The sequence below is a fragment of the Halomonas sp. SIMBA_159 genome, from assembly GCF_046536035.1.
Lineage (GTDB): Bacteria > Pseudomonadota > Gammaproteobacteria > Pseudomonadales > Halomonadaceae > Vreelandella > Vreelandella venusta_A.
Genome location: NZ_JAWJBT010000017.1, coordinates 20479 through 34044 on the forward strand (window position 1 = coordinate 20479; position 13566 = coordinate 34044).

The 13566-nt window shown below is 60.1% G+C and carries 15 protein-coding genes; 6 read left to right on the forward strand and 9 right to left on the reverse strand.

The features are described from left to right. The first annotated feature begins 14 nt into the window (after positions 1 to 14). The gene (locus R0J87_RS12235; protein WP_311065380.1) at positions 15 to 533 is read left to right on the forward strand and encodes an acyl-CoA thioesterase; all 519 of its coding nucleotides are present in this window, start codon (positions 15 to 17) and stop codon (positions 531 to 533) included. Between the two features lie 35 nt (positions 534 to 568). Then, positions 569 to 1573 (forward strand): ion transporter, encoded by a 1005-nt coding sequence (locus R0J87_RS12240; RefSeq protein ID WP_498886402.1) that lies wholly within the window; start codon positions 569 to 571, stop codon positions 1571 to 1573. On the opposite strand, the gene R0J87_RS12245 is transcribed toward R0J87_RS12240, so the two are convergent. After that, positions 1574 to 2968 carry an aminotransferase-like domain-containing protein gene (locus tag R0J87_RS12245; RefSeq protein WP_498886404.1) on the reverse strand — a complete coding sequence of 465 codons (1395 nt, stop codon included), beginning with the start codon at positions 2966 to 2968 and terminating at the stop codon, positions 1574 to 1576. A gap of 96 nt (positions 2969 to 3064) precedes the next feature. Between R0J87_RS12245 and R0J87_RS12250 the strand changes: the two genes are divergently transcribed. Then, a complete protein-coding gene (locus R0J87_RS12250; protein ID WP_253502092.1) occupies positions 3065 to 3670 on the forward strand; it encodes a LysE family translocator in 606 nt (201 codons plus the stop codon). On the opposite strand, the gene R0J87_RS12255 is transcribed toward R0J87_RS12250, so the two are convergent. Together R0J87_RS12255 and R0J87_RS12260 are read right to left on the reverse strand one after the other, a co-directional pair. Then, complete coding sequence (locus tag R0J87_RS12255) at positions 3667 to 4026, reverse strand: I78 family peptidase inhibitor (RefSeq protein WP_498886406.1); 360 nt, start codon at positions 4024 to 4026, stop codon at positions 3667 to 3669. The two genes, R0J87_RS12250 and R0J87_RS12255, sit on opposite strands and share 4 nt — an antisense overlap. 97 nt (positions 4027 to 4123) lie before the next feature. Further along, positions 4124 to 4255: an entericidin A/B family lipoprotein gene (locus tag R0J87_RS12260; RefSeq protein ID WP_498886408.1), complete on the reverse strand. Its 132-nt coding sequence runs from the start codon at positions 4253 to 4255 to the stop codon at positions 4124 to 4126. Positions 4256 to 4421: 166 nt separating this feature from the next. Between R0J87_RS12260 and R0J87_RS12265 the strand changes: the two genes are divergently transcribed. Next, positions 4422 to 4841 (forward strand): HIT domain-containing protein, encoded by a 420-nt coding sequence (locus R0J87_RS12265; RefSeq protein ID WP_498886410.1) that lies wholly within the window; start codon positions 4422 to 4424, stop codon positions 4839 to 4841. Between the two features lie 2 nt (positions 4842 to 4843). Here the strand turns inward: R0J87_RS12265 and R0J87_RS12270 are convergent, their stop codons facing one another. Genes R0J87_RS12270 through R0J87_RS12285 form a run of 4 tightly spaced genes read right to left on the reverse strand, consistent with a single transcriptional unit; the run spans position 4844 to position 7513 of the window. After that, a complete protein-coding gene (locus R0J87_RS12270) occupies positions 4844 to 5848 on the reverse strand; it encodes a nickel/cobalt transporter (RefSeq protein WP_498886411.1) in 1005 nt (334 codons plus the stop codon). Positions 5849 to 5907: 59 nt separating this feature from the next. Continuing rightward, complete coding sequence (locus R0J87_RS12275) at positions 5908 to 6531, reverse strand: DUF1007 family protein (protein ID WP_498886564.1); 624 nt, start codon at positions 6529 to 6531, stop codon at positions 5908 to 5910. A gap of 47 nt (positions 6532 to 6578) precedes the next feature. Then, on the reverse strand, positions 6579 to 6953 hold the full coding sequence (locus R0J87_RS12280) for a hypothetical protein (protein ID WP_498886412.1): 375 nt from the start codon (positions 6951 to 6953) through the stop codon (positions 6579 to 6581). Continuing rightward, positions 6950 to 7513 carry a hypothetical protein gene (locus tag R0J87_RS12285; protein ID WP_498886414.1) on the reverse strand — a complete coding sequence of 188 codons (564 nt, stop codon included), beginning with the start codon at positions 7511 to 7513 and terminating at the stop codon, positions 6950 to 6952. Before R0J87_RS12285 ends, R0J87_RS12280 begins: the two co-directional genes overlap by 4 nt. Positions 7514 to 7630: 117 nt before the next feature. Here R0J87_RS12285 and R0J87_RS12290 point away from each other — a divergent pair, with 117 nt between their 5' ends. Both R0J87_RS12290 and R0J87_RS12295 read left to right on the forward strand, forming a co-directional pair. Continuing rightward, on the forward strand, positions 7631 to 8764 hold the full coding sequence (locus tag R0J87_RS12290; RefSeq protein WP_498886416.1) for a glycerate kinase: 1134 nt from the start codon (positions 7631 to 7633) through the stop codon (positions 8762 to 8764). A gap of 235 nt (positions 8765 to 8999) precedes the next feature. Continuing rightward, positions 9000 to 9476 (forward strand): Dps family protein, encoded by a 477-nt coding sequence (locus R0J87_RS12295; RefSeq protein WP_083024364.1) that lies wholly within the window; start codon positions 9000 to 9002, stop codon positions 9474 to 9476. Between the two features lie 84 nt (positions 9477 to 9560). On the opposite strand, the gene R0J87_RS12300 is transcribed toward R0J87_RS12295, so the two are convergent. Both R0J87_RS12300 and R0J87_RS12305 read right to left on the reverse strand, forming a co-directional pair. Further along, positions 9561 to 11018: an aminoacyl-histidine dipeptidase gene (locus R0J87_RS12300; RefSeq protein ID WP_498886418.1), complete on the reverse strand. Its 1458-nt coding sequence runs from the start codon at positions 11016 to 11018 to the stop codon at positions 9561 to 9563. Between the two features lie 32 nt (positions 11019 to 11050). After that, on the reverse strand, positions 11051 to 13255 hold the full coding sequence (locus tag R0J87_RS12305; protein WP_498886420.1) for a tRNA(Met) cytidine acetyltransferase TmcA: 2205 nt from the start codon (positions 13253 to 13255) through the stop codon (positions 11051 to 11053). Positions 13256 to 13566 lie beyond the last annotated feature (311 nt).

Here is a 13566-nt window from a genome sequence, read left to right on the forward strand (position 1 = left end):
TTAAGGTGACGTTTATGTCCGACACTTCCTCCGAATACAGCGCACTCCCCGGCCAGCATGAGCTCTCCATGACCGTGTTGATGACGCCGGATATGGCCAACTTCAGCGGTAAAGTCCACGGGGGTGCTATCCTTAAAAAGCTCGATGAAGTGGCCTACGCCTGTGCCAGCCGCTACTCCGGCCACTATGTGGTCACGCTATCGGTGGATCAGGTATTGTTTAAACAGCCGATTCACGTGGGAGAGCTGGTCACCTTTCTTGCCAGCGTCAACCATGTCGGCCGCTCCTCCATGGAGATTGGTATCAAGGTAGTGGCAGAGGATATCCGCCAGAAGCTGATTCGCCATACCAACAGCTGCTATCTCACCATGGTCGCGGTGGATGCCGACGGCAAGCCCGCCCGAGTGCCCCCACTGGCATTAGAGACCCCGCTTCAGCAGTTGCGCTTCGATAAAGCCGCGCTGCGCAAGAAGCTACGCAAGCAAGCAGAGCGCGAAGAGGAGCTTACCCAGCAACAGCACCATCAACGCTAAGCAAGCGCCTCTCCCCACTACGACAAGGAGTCATCATGCCTACTAGGCAGCGCTACCCCCACCTGCCCAAGGCCGTTGAGTATGCGCATATCGGCTGGGATTTTCTGATCCTCGCCGCCGTTATTATTAACTTAAGCCTGCTGCTGTTTGACTCGCTGTTTCTAATTGGCCCGATCAACCAAGCGATTGCCAACATCACACCCGGTTTTCACCGTTTTTACGATACGACGATTCACAGCCGATTTATTGCCATTGATTTGGTCTTTGTCAGTTTCTTTATCGCCGATGTGCTGCTGGGCTGGGCCGTGGCGATTGCCGAGCGACGCTATCACCGCTGGTTCTTTTACCCCTTTGTGCACTGGTACGACGTGCTGGGCTGCATTCCCCTCAGCGGGTTCCGTTGGCTGCGCGTGTTTCGCGTTATAGCGCTCCTGCACCGTTTGCATCGGCTGCGCCTGATTAACGTCACCCGCTGGTCGATCTATCAATTTTTCGCTAAGTACTACGATATTCTGCTGGAAGAGCTGTCTGACCGTATTGCGCTACGCCTGCTGGGCAATGTTCAGCAGCAAATCGTTGCCAGCGACTCGCTCACCGAGCGCGTCATTGAGCGGGTGATCATGCCGCGTAAAACCCAGCTGATCCATGAAATTGCCGAACGCTTAGAAGCCACGGCAGGCAGGGCATATCAGCAAAATCGCGCCGCCATTATGGCGGCCATTGATGATCTGGTGAGCCGCACGCTACGGGAGAGCCCGGAAATTCAACGGCTGCACCGTTTACCCATGGGGCAAACCGCGTCCAGTGCGATGCAGGCATCCATTAGCAACGTGGCCCAGCGCTTGGTGGATGAAATGGCCCAAGGCATGTACTCCCCCGCCTTCCGCCAGCTCGTGGAGCGCACGGCTGAAAGCGGCTTCGACAGCTGGCTTAGCGTCGACGACACCAGCGCCAAAGTGACCGAGCAGGTGCTTTACGACGTACTCGAAATGCTTAAAGAGCAGGTACGCCACCAAGGCTGGAAAGACCGCTACGACTAACTAGACCGTTGCGGTTGCCAAGGGAGGCTGCTCAAGGCTCGCTCGAAGGATCGCCAGCGCACGCTTGAGCGCCGTTTGGTCGGCAGCGGCCCCGATGCAAATTCGCACCGCCTGGGGTGCGGGGGCGCTGCCCACGCAGAAGGGTTCCGCGCTGGTCACTTTAACGCCCTGCTGATTGAGCCGCTCGCACAGTTCTAGCGCCCGTACGCCATCGGGCAGCGTTAGCCATACGTTGCTGCCGTTAGGCTGGCGGCTCAGCGAATAGCCCGCCAGATAGTCCGTCACGATCTGCTGCCGCGCTGCCAGCTCCTGGGTTTGCCACGCCAGCAGCTCATGTGCGGTGGGCTGGCTCACCCAGTGGCAGACCAAATCCACCATCAGCGGTGGCACCATCCAACTTTGCGCCCTCAATGCCGCCGCCAGCCGCTCCAACAGCGCAGGCGGCGCGCGCAGCACGCCCATACGCAGCCCGCCTGCCAGCACTTTCGCCGAGCTAAACACAAACAAGGTTCGCTCTGGCGCCAGCTCATACAGCGGTGTGCCGCGATGCTCAACGGGTAGGTACTGCACGCCATCCTCCAGCAGCCATATATCGTAGCGCCTCGCTAAAGCCACGAGCTGCTCCCGGCGCGCTTCGCTCAGGCAGAGGCCGGTGGGGTTGTTTTGATCGGGGGTGAGGTAAATCAAGCGGGGCGGCTGGCGGGCGCACTGCGCCTCTAGCGCCTCCATACACATCCCATCCTGATCAAAGGGAATGGCGACCACCTTGAGATGCGCCTGCTGGGCTGCGCTAATCGCCCCTGGGTACGTCAGCGCATCGGCGGCGACCAGCTCCCCCGGGCGCAAAAGCGTGCCGAACGCCAGGCTAATGCCGTGCTGCCCGCCTTGAGTAATCAGCAGTTCGTCAGCACTCAGGGTCATGCCTAACTGCGTGAGCCACTGGGAGAGATAAGCGCGGTGGTGGTCGCTGCCCTGAGAGCTTGAGTAAGCCACGCTGCGCCTGAGCGCATCCGCCGAGGTGCTTAGCGCACTCAGTGCCGTGCTCATCGCCTGCTCTCGCAGGGGGTGGGGCGGCGGTAGGCTGAGGCTTAAATCAATCGTGTCGTCATCGGCTTGCGTGGCGGGCTGACCGCCAAACACACGGGCTGGCCCGCGCTGTTTCACGTAGGTGCCGCTGCCTACCCGGGCGCTCAACCAGCCGCGATGCTCTGCTTCGGCATAGCCACGGGTGACCGTGCCAACGGTGACGCCTAACGCATCCGCCAATCGTCGCTGGGGCGGCAGCTTGTCATCTGGCGCTAATTCACCGCTGGTAATGGCATCACCAATCGCCTGGGCAATCGCCCGATAGCGCGGTCCGGTTATGTGTTCAAGCGTAGGCACCCAAATTGTCATGGTGACAATAAAACCTTTGACGTGAAAATTAGCCACATTATGCTAACAAAAACGCCCACTAACAACTCAATCATCAAAATTGTATGGATACAAAAAATGAACAGTGAATGGCTAATCCTTGGCCCTGCCGCGCTCTATATGATGTCGATGACGCTCACCCCTGGGCCCAATAACATCATGCTTACCGCATCGGGGGCTAACTTTGGCTTTCGGCGCACCATGCCGCATATGTGGGGGATTTTAGGAGGCTGCTTTTTACTGTTTGCCGGCATTGCGCTGGGGTTAGGCGTATTGTTTGAACGCTTCCCAGTGGTGCAAACCACGCTGCGCTGGGTAGGGAGTGCTTATTTGCTCTACCTTGCCTGGAAAATCGCCACCGCACCGCCGCCCAATTTACACGGTAGCCAGCATGGGGTGCCGCTGACATTTTGGCAGGCGGCCATGTTCCAGTTCGCTAACCCAAAAGCGTGGGTGATGGGGCTGGCGCTGATGGCAGGTTTTCTACCGGAAAGCGGCCAGCCGGTCATTAATGCCTTGGTGCTGGCCGGGTTTGCGGAGCTGGTGGCACTGCCCTGCATTGCCCTATGGGCCGCGTTTGGCAGCGCTATCGGGCAGTGGATTAAAAGCGACCGGGCATGGCGCGGGTTTAACATCACCATGGGCGTGCTCACCGCTGCCTGCGTGTGGCTGATTTTGCGTTAGCCGCAGCGCAGCGCCTCAATCATGTCGTTGCTTTCCAAGTGAATATTGAGCCGATCGTCACGGTAGTCCATGGTCGCGGCGCTGCCGGGGCGCAGCACACGCACCTGACGAGCGCCGCTCTGCTCTTCTAGCGTCGCCACGTTGGCCTCGTCAAAGGGCGCACCAATCGCGTACTGCACGGCGCTGGCATCGCATGTTTGGCTGGTTGGCGTGGTTTGATCAACCGTCGGCGGCTTAGGCGCGGCGGACTCATGGGGCGCGCTGCTACACCCGGCTAGCAGCATCACGGCCAGCGCACTGCCCAGACCTTTTATATGGCGCTGCGTGGTGGTCATCCAAAGCTTTCCTGGCGTCATTATTTACCTCCCTACACAAATCCCTGTCTCGATAGCAGTGCGGGCCAGGCATTGCTGCCTAGCCCGCACATTGCACAACAAACCGTTAGACCGAAGCTTAGCTCGCAGCATCCTGTACTGCTTGGCCGCCCTCTTCAACGTCTTGTCCTGCCCCTGCAATGGTGTTGCAGCCCGCTAGAGCACCCACAGTGATGAGTAGAATAAAGCTCGTCGCCAATAATTTTTTCATCGTGTTCTCCATAACAAATCATTCAACATCGGGAAGCTCCGGCGGCAGCCTTACCGCCTGGGAGTGTTTTCAGCGTAACAGATTTTAATAATTTCGCCTGTTTTCGCTGAGTTATCCGCTGCCTGCTATGATGCTTGCCAAACCGTTTGGCTTAGGAGCGCTCCGCTTGGCAACCTTTGAACTCGACCCACGTTTAGAAGCAGATACCCTACCCTTAGCGGATCTTCCGCTCTGCCGCGCGCTGTTGATGAATGACGCCCGCTACCCCTGGGTCGTGCTGGTGCCCAGAGTAGCATCGATCAGCGAAGTGTTTGAACTCAGTCAAGAGGAGCAAGCGCAGCTCTGGCAGGAGGCCACTCAACTGGGAGCGGCCATGAAAGAGGCCTTCCAGGGCGACAAGCTCAATATCGCCACGCTGGGCAACGTGGTCAGCCAGCTACATATCCATTTAGTGGTGCGCTTTACCGATGACGCCAGCTGGCCTGCGCCAGTATGGGGCAATGGCGCTCCCACGCCTTACGAACTCGCCCAGCAGGGAGAGCGACGGGAACAGCTGCTAGCGCAAATTGAGGGGCTGGCACTTTAGACTTAACCGCCCAGCAGCGAGCCACGCGCGGGCGGCTCGTTGAGTAGCGGGCCGCTGGCAGGTTGGGCCGCCCCGGCCAGCGCCAAGGAAATCCCCAGCGCAATAATCACCGCCCCACCGGTGAGTGCAGCCCAGCCAGCGGCTTTTTCGACCCGCTGCTGGCTCTGCTTTTGTAGCCGCTTGGTGGCCCACCCTCGGGCCACAATACTCGCCAGGGCCAGTATCGACACGGTAATGCCCGTGCCCAGCGACATCGCCACCACCGACGCGACCCCCACGTAAAATTGGCCCAAAAGGCTCGCGGCACCTAGCATCAAGATCGCTCCGCTGCAGGGGCGCATACCAATCGCCCCGACGGTCATCAAGGCCGTACGCCAATCCAACGCCTGCTCGGGTTCAAGGTGATGGGCACCGCCACAGCAGTGGGTATGGTCGTGGCTGTGGCTGTGGCTGTGGTCATGAGCATGCGTGTGCTCTATTAAGGGCTCATTGCGAGTCGCGTAGGCGTGGCGCAGCTGCTTCACCGCCCGCCAGCAGAGCCAAGCCCCTAATAGCGCTACCAGCAGAAAGCTGGCCTGCTCCACCCATACCACGCTGCCCATGGCTTGGCGCGTCACCCAGCCTAGCCCGTGCACTAACACCGTTACCATTGCAATGGCAGTGGCTCCTTGCAGCAGCGATGCGGCAAACGAGAGCCCAAGCGCCCGGCGAGTCGCGCCACCATGAGACGCCAAATAGGTGGCCAACACCGCTTTTCCATGCCCAGGCCCTGCGGCATGAAACACGCCGTAGGCGAAGCTCACGCTAAGCAGCGTTAGCCACGTACCGGTGGAAGGCGTGCGTGACAACTCGGTAATCGCCAGGGTCAGGCTGCGGTGTAGTTCTCGCTGCCACGTAAGTAGCTGCAGGCTGACACCCTGTAAGTTCGCCTGTACCGCCCACACCAGCAGCGCCACGCCTAATAGCACCAGGGCACCGGTGGCCAACTGTCGTCCCGTTAACGGCATTTCCCCTCCGCACAAAAGATATAAAGTAACACTTTATACATGACCGCCCTAGCTGGCCGCTAGCGGCAATCGACCCGCCCCGTTTCCGCAAAGTGGCGACCCAGCCCTGGCTCACCCTCTTCGTCCGTATCCAGCAGCGCCGCTTGCATAACCAGCTCTGGGTCTGGGTCGGCGGGCAGTACGCTTAGCGCGCACTCAGGTTCGCCGTTGAGAATCAGCGCCTGTGGAGAGGGCTCGTCGCCCTCCTCCTCGTGTACCATCTCGATGTAGTACGTGGGGTCAAAGACTTGGTACTCCAGCACCTGACCGCTCAGGGGCTGGGGTGAGGCCAGCGGTAAAATAAACATAAACGTTAAACGGCCGCCTCGCTCCAGTGCGGTGTACTCGGTCACATCACCAAAGGACTGTTTTTCGCTGCCGATGCGCACTTCGGTAAAGTAGTGTTGGGCCGCCAGATTATCGCGAATTTCTCCGCCGAGCTGGTCAAGCCCCTCTTCCATGCTGCCGCCCGGTACCTGCTGCAACTCCTCAAACACAACCAAACTATAAAAAGGGTCCATCCGCCATGTTTGGTGCAGCCCGGTTGCCACACCGTTATCATCGGTGATGACCCGCACGCTCATATCGATCCAGCCGTGGGGGTGCGCCATGGCTAAATGGCTAGCCAACAGGCTGCCTGCCACTAACGCCTGACAGGTGCGCCGAACCGATACCCGTGGCCATGCTCTTATCACGGTAATTCTCCTAATTTGCGCTGTAACTCCACGAGCCAGGGATCTAGCACATAAGGCGGTATCGGCTGGCTACCGCGCAGTGCTGACACGCTGACCAGACTTCCCCCTTGAGCTTCGCTTACTTGAAGCTGAATCCGATAACCGGGCCAGCGTGCCAGGCTTGACTCGGCGCGCCCTAAGGTCAAGTCAGCGTGGCGTATCACATAGCCCTGCTCCATCATCAGTGCCACCGCCTCGCGGAAGGTTTGCTCCATTGGCGCGCTATAGCGCAGCTCGCGCGGTTCAAGGGGTTGCGTGGTGGCACAGCCTGCCAGCCATAACGTGGCGCATAGCGTGAGCGCTACCCATGAGATATGGCGGAATGGTGTCATGATGCCCCCTGCGGCGTGACGGATGACGAGAAAGCTTCCTGGAAACGGCCACAGAAATCATCGTTACTGGCGCTATAGGACTCTCGCAGGTCGCCAAGGTGATCAAAGCGGCGAATGTCCCTTGAAATGCGCAGATGGCCATCGCGGGCAAGCAGCGATACCCGCTCTACTTCAACGGGCTGCTGGCCAAAACCTGGGCCGAAGGAGCCACCCACGCCAATCCCTACGCCGCGACCAATACCAAACCCGCCAAACAGGCGGAAGCCGCTGCCGCTGCCATAGTCGTAGTCATAGCGGTCGTAGTAGCCGATCAGCTCGCGCTCCCGGGAGGCACTCACTAGCCCAAGTTCAGTATCAGTGGTCTCCAACGAAAACCCCCAGGCTTCCAGCACGTCGATGCTATCCGTCAAAACGCTCAGCGTTTCATCTGACGCAGACTGACCAGTGGGGAAGTAGCAAGCCGCCGCAGGCGCAGGCTCCGCTTGGGGCAGCCGGTCAGGAACCGTCTGACATCCCGCAAGCGCCAATAGGCAGGTGATGCTAATGGGTATGGCCTTCATGATAAATCCTCTCGCTACCTTCGTGGCTGGTGTGTCACCAAGCAGCGCGCTAAGCTCGCCAACAGACATAAAAAAGAACGACAACACGCTGAGACAACGTTTTAAGGAGGTTGTGCGATGAAGGTACTGCTTTGCCCAGACAGTTTTAAAGACTCCCTAAGTGCCGAACAGGCTGCCCAGGCCATGGCACAAGGTATTCACCGGGCAGCGCCCAACGCCATCACACACCTCTGCCCCCTGGCGGACGGCGGCGAAGGCAGCCTAGATGCCTTAATTGCCGCCACCCATGCCGAGCGCCGCACGCTCACGGTGCAAGACGCCCTTGGGCGGCCACGCCAAGCCGCCTGGGGCTGGCTTAGCGAGCAGCGTACCGCGTTTATCGAGCTGGCAGAAGCCAGCGGCCTACAGCATCTGACCCGCCAAGAGCGCAACGCCCTGCACACCACCACCTTCGGCGTGGGCGAACTCTTCCTCGCCGCCCTTGACGCCGGGGCTACCCATGCCCTGCTACTACTCGGCGGTAGCGCCACCAACGACGCTGGAGCCGGGATGCTCCAAGCATTAGGGGCCACTCTACTTGACGCCAAAGGCCAGCCGCTACCGCCAGGCGGTGCAGCGCTCCAGCAGCTCGCGACCCTGGATCTCTCAACGTTAGACCCGCGTCTTGCCGAATTACGCGTAGAGGCCGCCGTGGATGTGGATAACCCGCTGCTGGGCGAACGCGGCGCCAGCGCCGTCTTCGGCCCACAAAAGGGCGCGACAGACACCGATGTGGCAACGCTAGACCGCGCGCTCGGCCACTTTGCCGACCTCACTGCCAAAGCGCGGGGCAGCGATGATCGAGGGCTGCCAGGGGCGGGGGCGGCAGGCGGCATGGGGTTTGCGGCGCACTGCTTTTTGAACGCGACGCTAACGCCGGGCATTGAGATGATTATGCAGCAGGCGAATTTTGCCCAATGGCTCAACGATGCAGATTTAGTGATTACTGGCGAGGGCCGCCTAGATGGCCAGAGCTTGGCGGGCAAAACGCCGATTGGCGTCTCCCGCGCCGCTAAACGCCAGGGCAAGCCGGTGATTGTGCTCGCGGGTAGCCTGGGCGACGGCTGGCAAGCCTGCACGGAAGAGGGCGTTACCGCCGCCTTTGCGCTGGCCGATGGCCTTATGACATTAGAACAGGCGCTACCCCGTACGGCAGAGCTTCTGGCAGACCGCTGCGAAAGCATCGCACGCCTGTGGCTGGCAAGCCGCTGAGCATGTTTTTAAGCGAGCCTTGAAGATAAGCCCCTTGAAATGACGCGCCTGCGCCTACATCTCTTTATTCATCAGCGATGAGTCAGCCGTCGCCAGCTCACCGCTCTAATGGTAGGGCGCCATAGCTGCGATGCAAAAAACCTGTTTTGCATCGCAAGCACAGCGTCCTAAGCTAGATCAAACGATTTGATGGCCGTACTTTTTCAGCGCGGCTCCAACCATGGAGGAGCACACAATGGATGATATGAACAGCATTGGCCTACACGAAGGCAGCGCCAGCCAGCTGGCAGAGAAACTCAATCACCTGCTGGCCAACTATCAGATTTTTTACATGAATGTGCGTGGCTACCACTGGAACGTGAAGGGCAACGATTTCTTTGAACTGCACGCCAAGTTTGAGGAGTTCTACACTGACCTGCTGACCAAAGTAGACGAAGTGGCCGAACGTATTCTTACCCTGGGGCATAAGCCGGTACACGCCTACAGCGATTACGTGAAGCTATCGAGCATTCAGGAAGACAAAGACGTTCACGATGGTAAAACCTGCGTGAAGGGAGTTCTTACCGGCTACCAAACGCTGATTGAGCTACAGCGCGAGCTGCTCTCTTTGGCTTCTGACGCCGATGATGAAGGCACTGCGGCCCAAGCGGGCGACTACATCCGCGAGCAGGAAAAAACCGTGTGGATGCTTAACGCCTATTTAGGTAAATAAGTGCGTTAAACAGCCCTGGTTAACAGGTAGTGAATAAAAACGGCACCTCGGTGCCGTTTTTATTGTTGCGGGTGAGTGGCATGTTTACTTCGCCAGCGCTTCCACCAGATCGCGCAGCATGGCCCAGAACTCCGCCACAGACGCTATTTCCACTCGCTCATCCGGGGAGTGCGCGCCGCGAATCAGCGGGCCAAAGGAAATCATATCCAGGTGGGGGTATTTGCTGCCTAAAATGCCGCACTCAAGCCCAGCGTGGATCACTTTCACCTCGGCCGCGTGGCCCATCAGCGCCGCATGGCGTGCCTTAAACGTCGCCAGCAGCGGGCTTTCGGGGTTGGGTGCCCAGCCGGGGTAGCCGTTCTCGACTTTTACCCGTGCGCCCATCAGACCAAACAGCGCCTGAAAGCGCCCGGCCATTGCCTCGGCAGCGCTGTCGTGCAGTGAACGCACTAAAGCGCAGAGGTGGAAGCGCCCTTGCTCAACGCTTAGCACGCCTAGGTTATTGGAGGTCTCCACCACGCCGGGCACGTCTGCGCTCATGCGCTCGACGCCGCAGGGGGCGGCATGAAGCGCGGCAAGCAGCATGGCGCTGGCGTCCAGGGTCAGCGGCTCGGCGTCGGCCTGTTCGGCACGGGCGGCGGTCAATACCAGGCTGCTGTCACCGCTGCCTAGCTCGGCTTTGAGAGTAGCGGCCAGCTTCTCGACAGTTGCCAGAGCGGCGTCCATATCGTCGGCGGGCAGCGCTACCTGGGCAAAGGCTTCACGGGGAATGGCGTTGCGCAGCGTGCCACCCTGGTAGCTCACCAGGCGGGCATCGAAGGCCTCCAGTGCCCACAGCACGCGCACCAGCAGGCGGTTAGCGTTCCCCAAAGGCTTATGGATATCCATGCCCGAGTGGCCGCCTTTCAGGCCAGTGAGCGAGAGCGAAAGCAGCTGCTCATGCTCCTGCAGGGCAGCGCTGGGCAGTTGCGCATCGACCACCACATCCGCGCCGCCCGCACAGCCGATATACACCTCGCCTCGGTCTTCGCTATCCAAATTCAGCAGCAGCGAGCCTTCCAACCAGTTTTCGGCAAGATTCAGCGCACCGCCCATGGAGGTCTCTTCCTCCAGGGTGAACAGCGCTTCCAGCGGGCCATGGGTCAGTTCGGGGTCTTCCAGCACGGCCAAAATGGCCGCTACGCCCATGCCGTTATCTGCGCCCAGCGTGGTGCCTTCCGCGTGAAGCCAGCCCTCTTTGACCACGGTGCGAATGGGGTCACGGGTAAAGTCGTGCTCATGCCCCGCGTTGGCCTGGGCCACCATATCCAGGTGCCCTTGCAGCACGATACCCGGCGCGCCTTCACAGCCGGGCGTGGCGGGCTTGCGAATGCGCAGGTTGCCGAATGCATCACGGTCGTGGGCCAGCCCTTGAGCATCGGCCCAGGCTTCTAACGTCGCCACCAAGGCGGCTTCATGGCCGGAGGGGCGCGGCGTGTTACACAGGGTGCGAAAGTGCTGCCATACAAGGCGTGGTTCGAGCGCTGCTAGATGTGCGTTCATGGAAACTCTTCATTATCGATAACCGGCTTACTTTACCGCTCTGGCTCACTGGGGAAAAGCGCGCATGCTTCGATCACCTGCTGCACAGCCTGACGTAAGCGTTGTACGGCCTCTTTTTGAGCCTTCGCTAACGGCTGATTTTGGTAGGCCCAAGCAGCGAGCTGCTGATGCGCCTGCTGGGCCTCGCCTAGCGGCTGCTGGCTGGCTTTTCGCGCCAGCGCCTGTAGCGCCGGACGAGCCAGGGCGGGGTCGCGGCGGGCATAGGCGACATCGTGAATGGCTTGGTGCTCGGCTGCGCTAAGCGGCTGCCCGGGGAGCGAGGTGAGCAACAGCGCCACCACCGGAGCGGGCAGTGTTGCCAACTCAAACGCCAACAGGCCGGGTAGCGAAGCGGCAAAGCCTGCGGTTAATTCACCGAGCACCGACTGACCCTCTTGGTTGAGCGCTTTGGCGACCATCACGGCGTATTCACCAGTGGCGGCCTCTCGGGTAATGCCTAAACGCACCGGCACAAACCCCAGCGCCAGCCAAAATTGGAGCAACCCTGCCTCAGCCCCAAAAGTAGCCCCATACAGGGCAATGCCTTGCTGAGCAGCGCTAGCGATATCCTCTTCCAGCAGCTGCCGCCCCAGCCCTTCGCGACGGCGCTGTGGGTGGGCAGCAATGCGCGCCACCCGCCGCCAGCGGGCGGTTAGCGCCTCACGGCTGCCGCAATGCGCCGCCAGCGACTGCGCCAACAAATGCCCCTGAGGTCTGCGCTCGCCTCGCGCTACCTGCTCAGCAAGCGCGGCATCAAAGCCGCCCTCCTCTCGCGTGACCAGTACCGCTTGGGGGTCAGCCCCATCGCTGCCTAGCATCATGCGCAGCGCCGTGCCGGGGCCATCCAGCAGTTGGCGTAAATCACTCGGCGTGGTGCGGTAGTGGGACTGCACCAGCAGGCCAAACAGCTGTTCCAGCAAAGTCCCCCGCTCCGCTAGCTGCGCTTGGCTAAGCACCATGCTGGGAAGCCGCTCGCCCGGGTGTGCCTCTGCTTTGGGCAGCGGTGCATCGAGTAAAAGCAGGTGCTGAATGACGGCTTCCAGCGGGTCACCGGCTGACCAGCGTATTGGCGTTTGCAGCGTCAATTCACGCCACTGGGGCGCTTGGCGGTCCAATACATCGCGAAAACGTAGCGCAAAGCCGCGCCCCGAGCCTTCGTAGCCATGCACCGTCGTGGCAAACGCAATGCGCGGAAAGGCCACCAGCCAGCGGGCCAGCAACGACGCCGGAATGGCGGCGGCTTCATCCACCAGCAGCATACTACCGCTGCCTCCTAGCGTGCCCTGCTCTATCTGTTCTATCAGTACATCCGGCGGCAAAAAGCGCAGCCGGCTGCCGTTGGGAAGCGACACCTCGGCGGGGCCATGCTGCGTCACCTCAGGGCACAGCGCCGCCACTCGGCTAAAGACGCTCTCCACTGCGCTAAGCCGAGGGGCCGTAAGCAGGAGCTCTACGTCACCGCTTTGCTGCAGTAGCCGCGCGCAGGCTATGCCCAAAGCGGCACTTTTGCCTCGGCCGCGGTCGGCAGTCACCACCAGCGGGCGGCGGCGTTTGAGCTTGACCAGCGCGCTCACTGCGCTGGCCTGGTCTAAAGTGAGGCAGTCAGCATCGTTCCAGTGCGCGGCGGCTGCTTGCCGTTTGCTCAACGCGGGTAGCCATAACGCACCACCAACGGGCCAGCGGATCACGGCGTTAGACTCGCCCAACTGACAGGCCAGCCGCGCTAAATAGTGCGCGCTGAGCGCTTCCCACTGCCAAGGGTAATCGGCAAAGCGAGCATAGTCGGGGTCGGGCTGGCTACCCCAGGCATCAGGCGTCACCAGTACCAAGAGACCACCTGCACTGACGGTGCCTGCCAGCGCCCCCAGCGCATCAGGGTCCAATCCCTGGTGGCCGCTGGCATCAAAAACGATCAATTGATGTTCTGCCCCTAAACGCGTGCGCGCTTTACGGCTTGGTAAGCTTGGCGATACGAGGGCCTGCTGGGTGTCGCCTACCCACAGCGGTGCCTGCCAGCCAGCGGCCTGCCACAGCGCCAGCGCCTGCTGGCGAGCCTGTTCAGGCGAGCCTTCAAGCCACACTAATCCACGCCAACCACGCCGTTTAAGGCGAGTGGAATAATGAGTGAGCAACGCCGTCTGCTGTGCGACAGCAGCGCAGGGCTCTGGGATAGACTCGGCGTGGTATGACCCACCCATGGCAGCTCCTCAGGCAAGAATTCTCTTACAACTTTGGTTTAACAAAGCCGCACTTTTCAACGTTTTCTCACCCTTTAGCGGCCATAAAAAAACGCACGACATCTCAATAAACCAATGTTTTATATATAATTTTTAAAATAAAACGCCGACTTTTTCCGCGTTAACTTCCTAGAATTACTGATATTGCGTTGCAGCGGGTGGAGTGTGCTAGCTTAGCGATGCAGCGCAGCGTTGTTTTACTTTACGTAAACGTCAGCCTGCTCGCTGTACTTTCCTGCTTTCAGGTCTCCAACACTAATAACGCTAACCGC

Excerpts from the sequence above, each read along its gene's own strand:
- R0J87_RS12235 (WP_311065380.1), top strand. The coding sequence starts at position 15 with ATGTCCGACACTTCCTCCGAATACAGCGCACTCCCCGGCCAGCATGAG.
- R0J87_RS12240 (WP_498886402.1), top strand. The coding sequence starts at position 569 with ATGCCTACTAGGCAGCGCTACCCCCACCTGCCCAAGGCCGTTGAGTAT.
- R0J87_RS12245 (WP_498886404.1), bottom strand. The coding sequence starts at position 2,968 with ATGACAATTTGGGTGCCTACGCTTGAACACATAACCGGACCGCGCTAT.
- R0J87_RS12250 (WP_253502092.1), top strand. The coding sequence starts at position 3,065 with ATGAACAGTGAATGGCTAATCCTTGGCCCTGCCGCGCTCTATATGATG.
- R0J87_RS12255 (WP_498886406.1), bottom strand. The coding sequence starts at position 4,026 with ATGACGCCAGGAAAGCTTTGGATGACCACCACGCAGCGCCATATAAAA.
- R0J87_RS12260 (WP_498886408.1), bottom strand. The coding sequence starts at position 4,255 with ATGAAAAAATTATTGGCGACGAGCTTTATTCTACTCATCACTGTGGGT.
- R0J87_RS12270 (WP_498886411.1), bottom strand. The coding sequence starts at position 5,848 with ATGCCGTTAACGGGACGACAGTTGGCCACCGGTGCCCTGGTGCTATTA.
- R0J87_RS12280 (WP_498886412.1), bottom strand. The coding sequence starts at position 6,953 with ATGACACCATTCCGCCATATCTCATGGGTAGCGCTCACGCTATGCGCC.
- R0J87_RS12285 (WP_498886414.1), bottom strand. The coding sequence starts at position 7,513 with ATGAAGGCCATACCCATTAGCATCACCTGCCTATTGGCGCTTGCGGGA.
- R0J87_RS12290 (WP_498886416.1), top strand. The coding sequence starts at position 7,631 with ATGAAGGTACTGCTTTGCCCAGACAGTTTTAAAGACTCCCTAAGTGCC.
- R0J87_RS12295 (WP_083024364.1), top strand. The coding sequence starts at position 9,000 with ATGGATGATATGAACAGCATTGGCCTACACGAAGGCAGCGCCAGCCAG.
- R0J87_RS12300 (WP_498886418.1), bottom strand. The coding sequence starts at position 11,018 with ATGAACGCACATCTAGCAGCGCTCGAACCACGCCTTGTATGGCAGCAC.
- R0J87_RS12305 (WP_498886420.1), bottom strand. The coding sequence starts at position 13,255 with ATGGGTGGGTCATACCACGCCGAGTCTATCCCAGAGCCCTGCGCTGCT.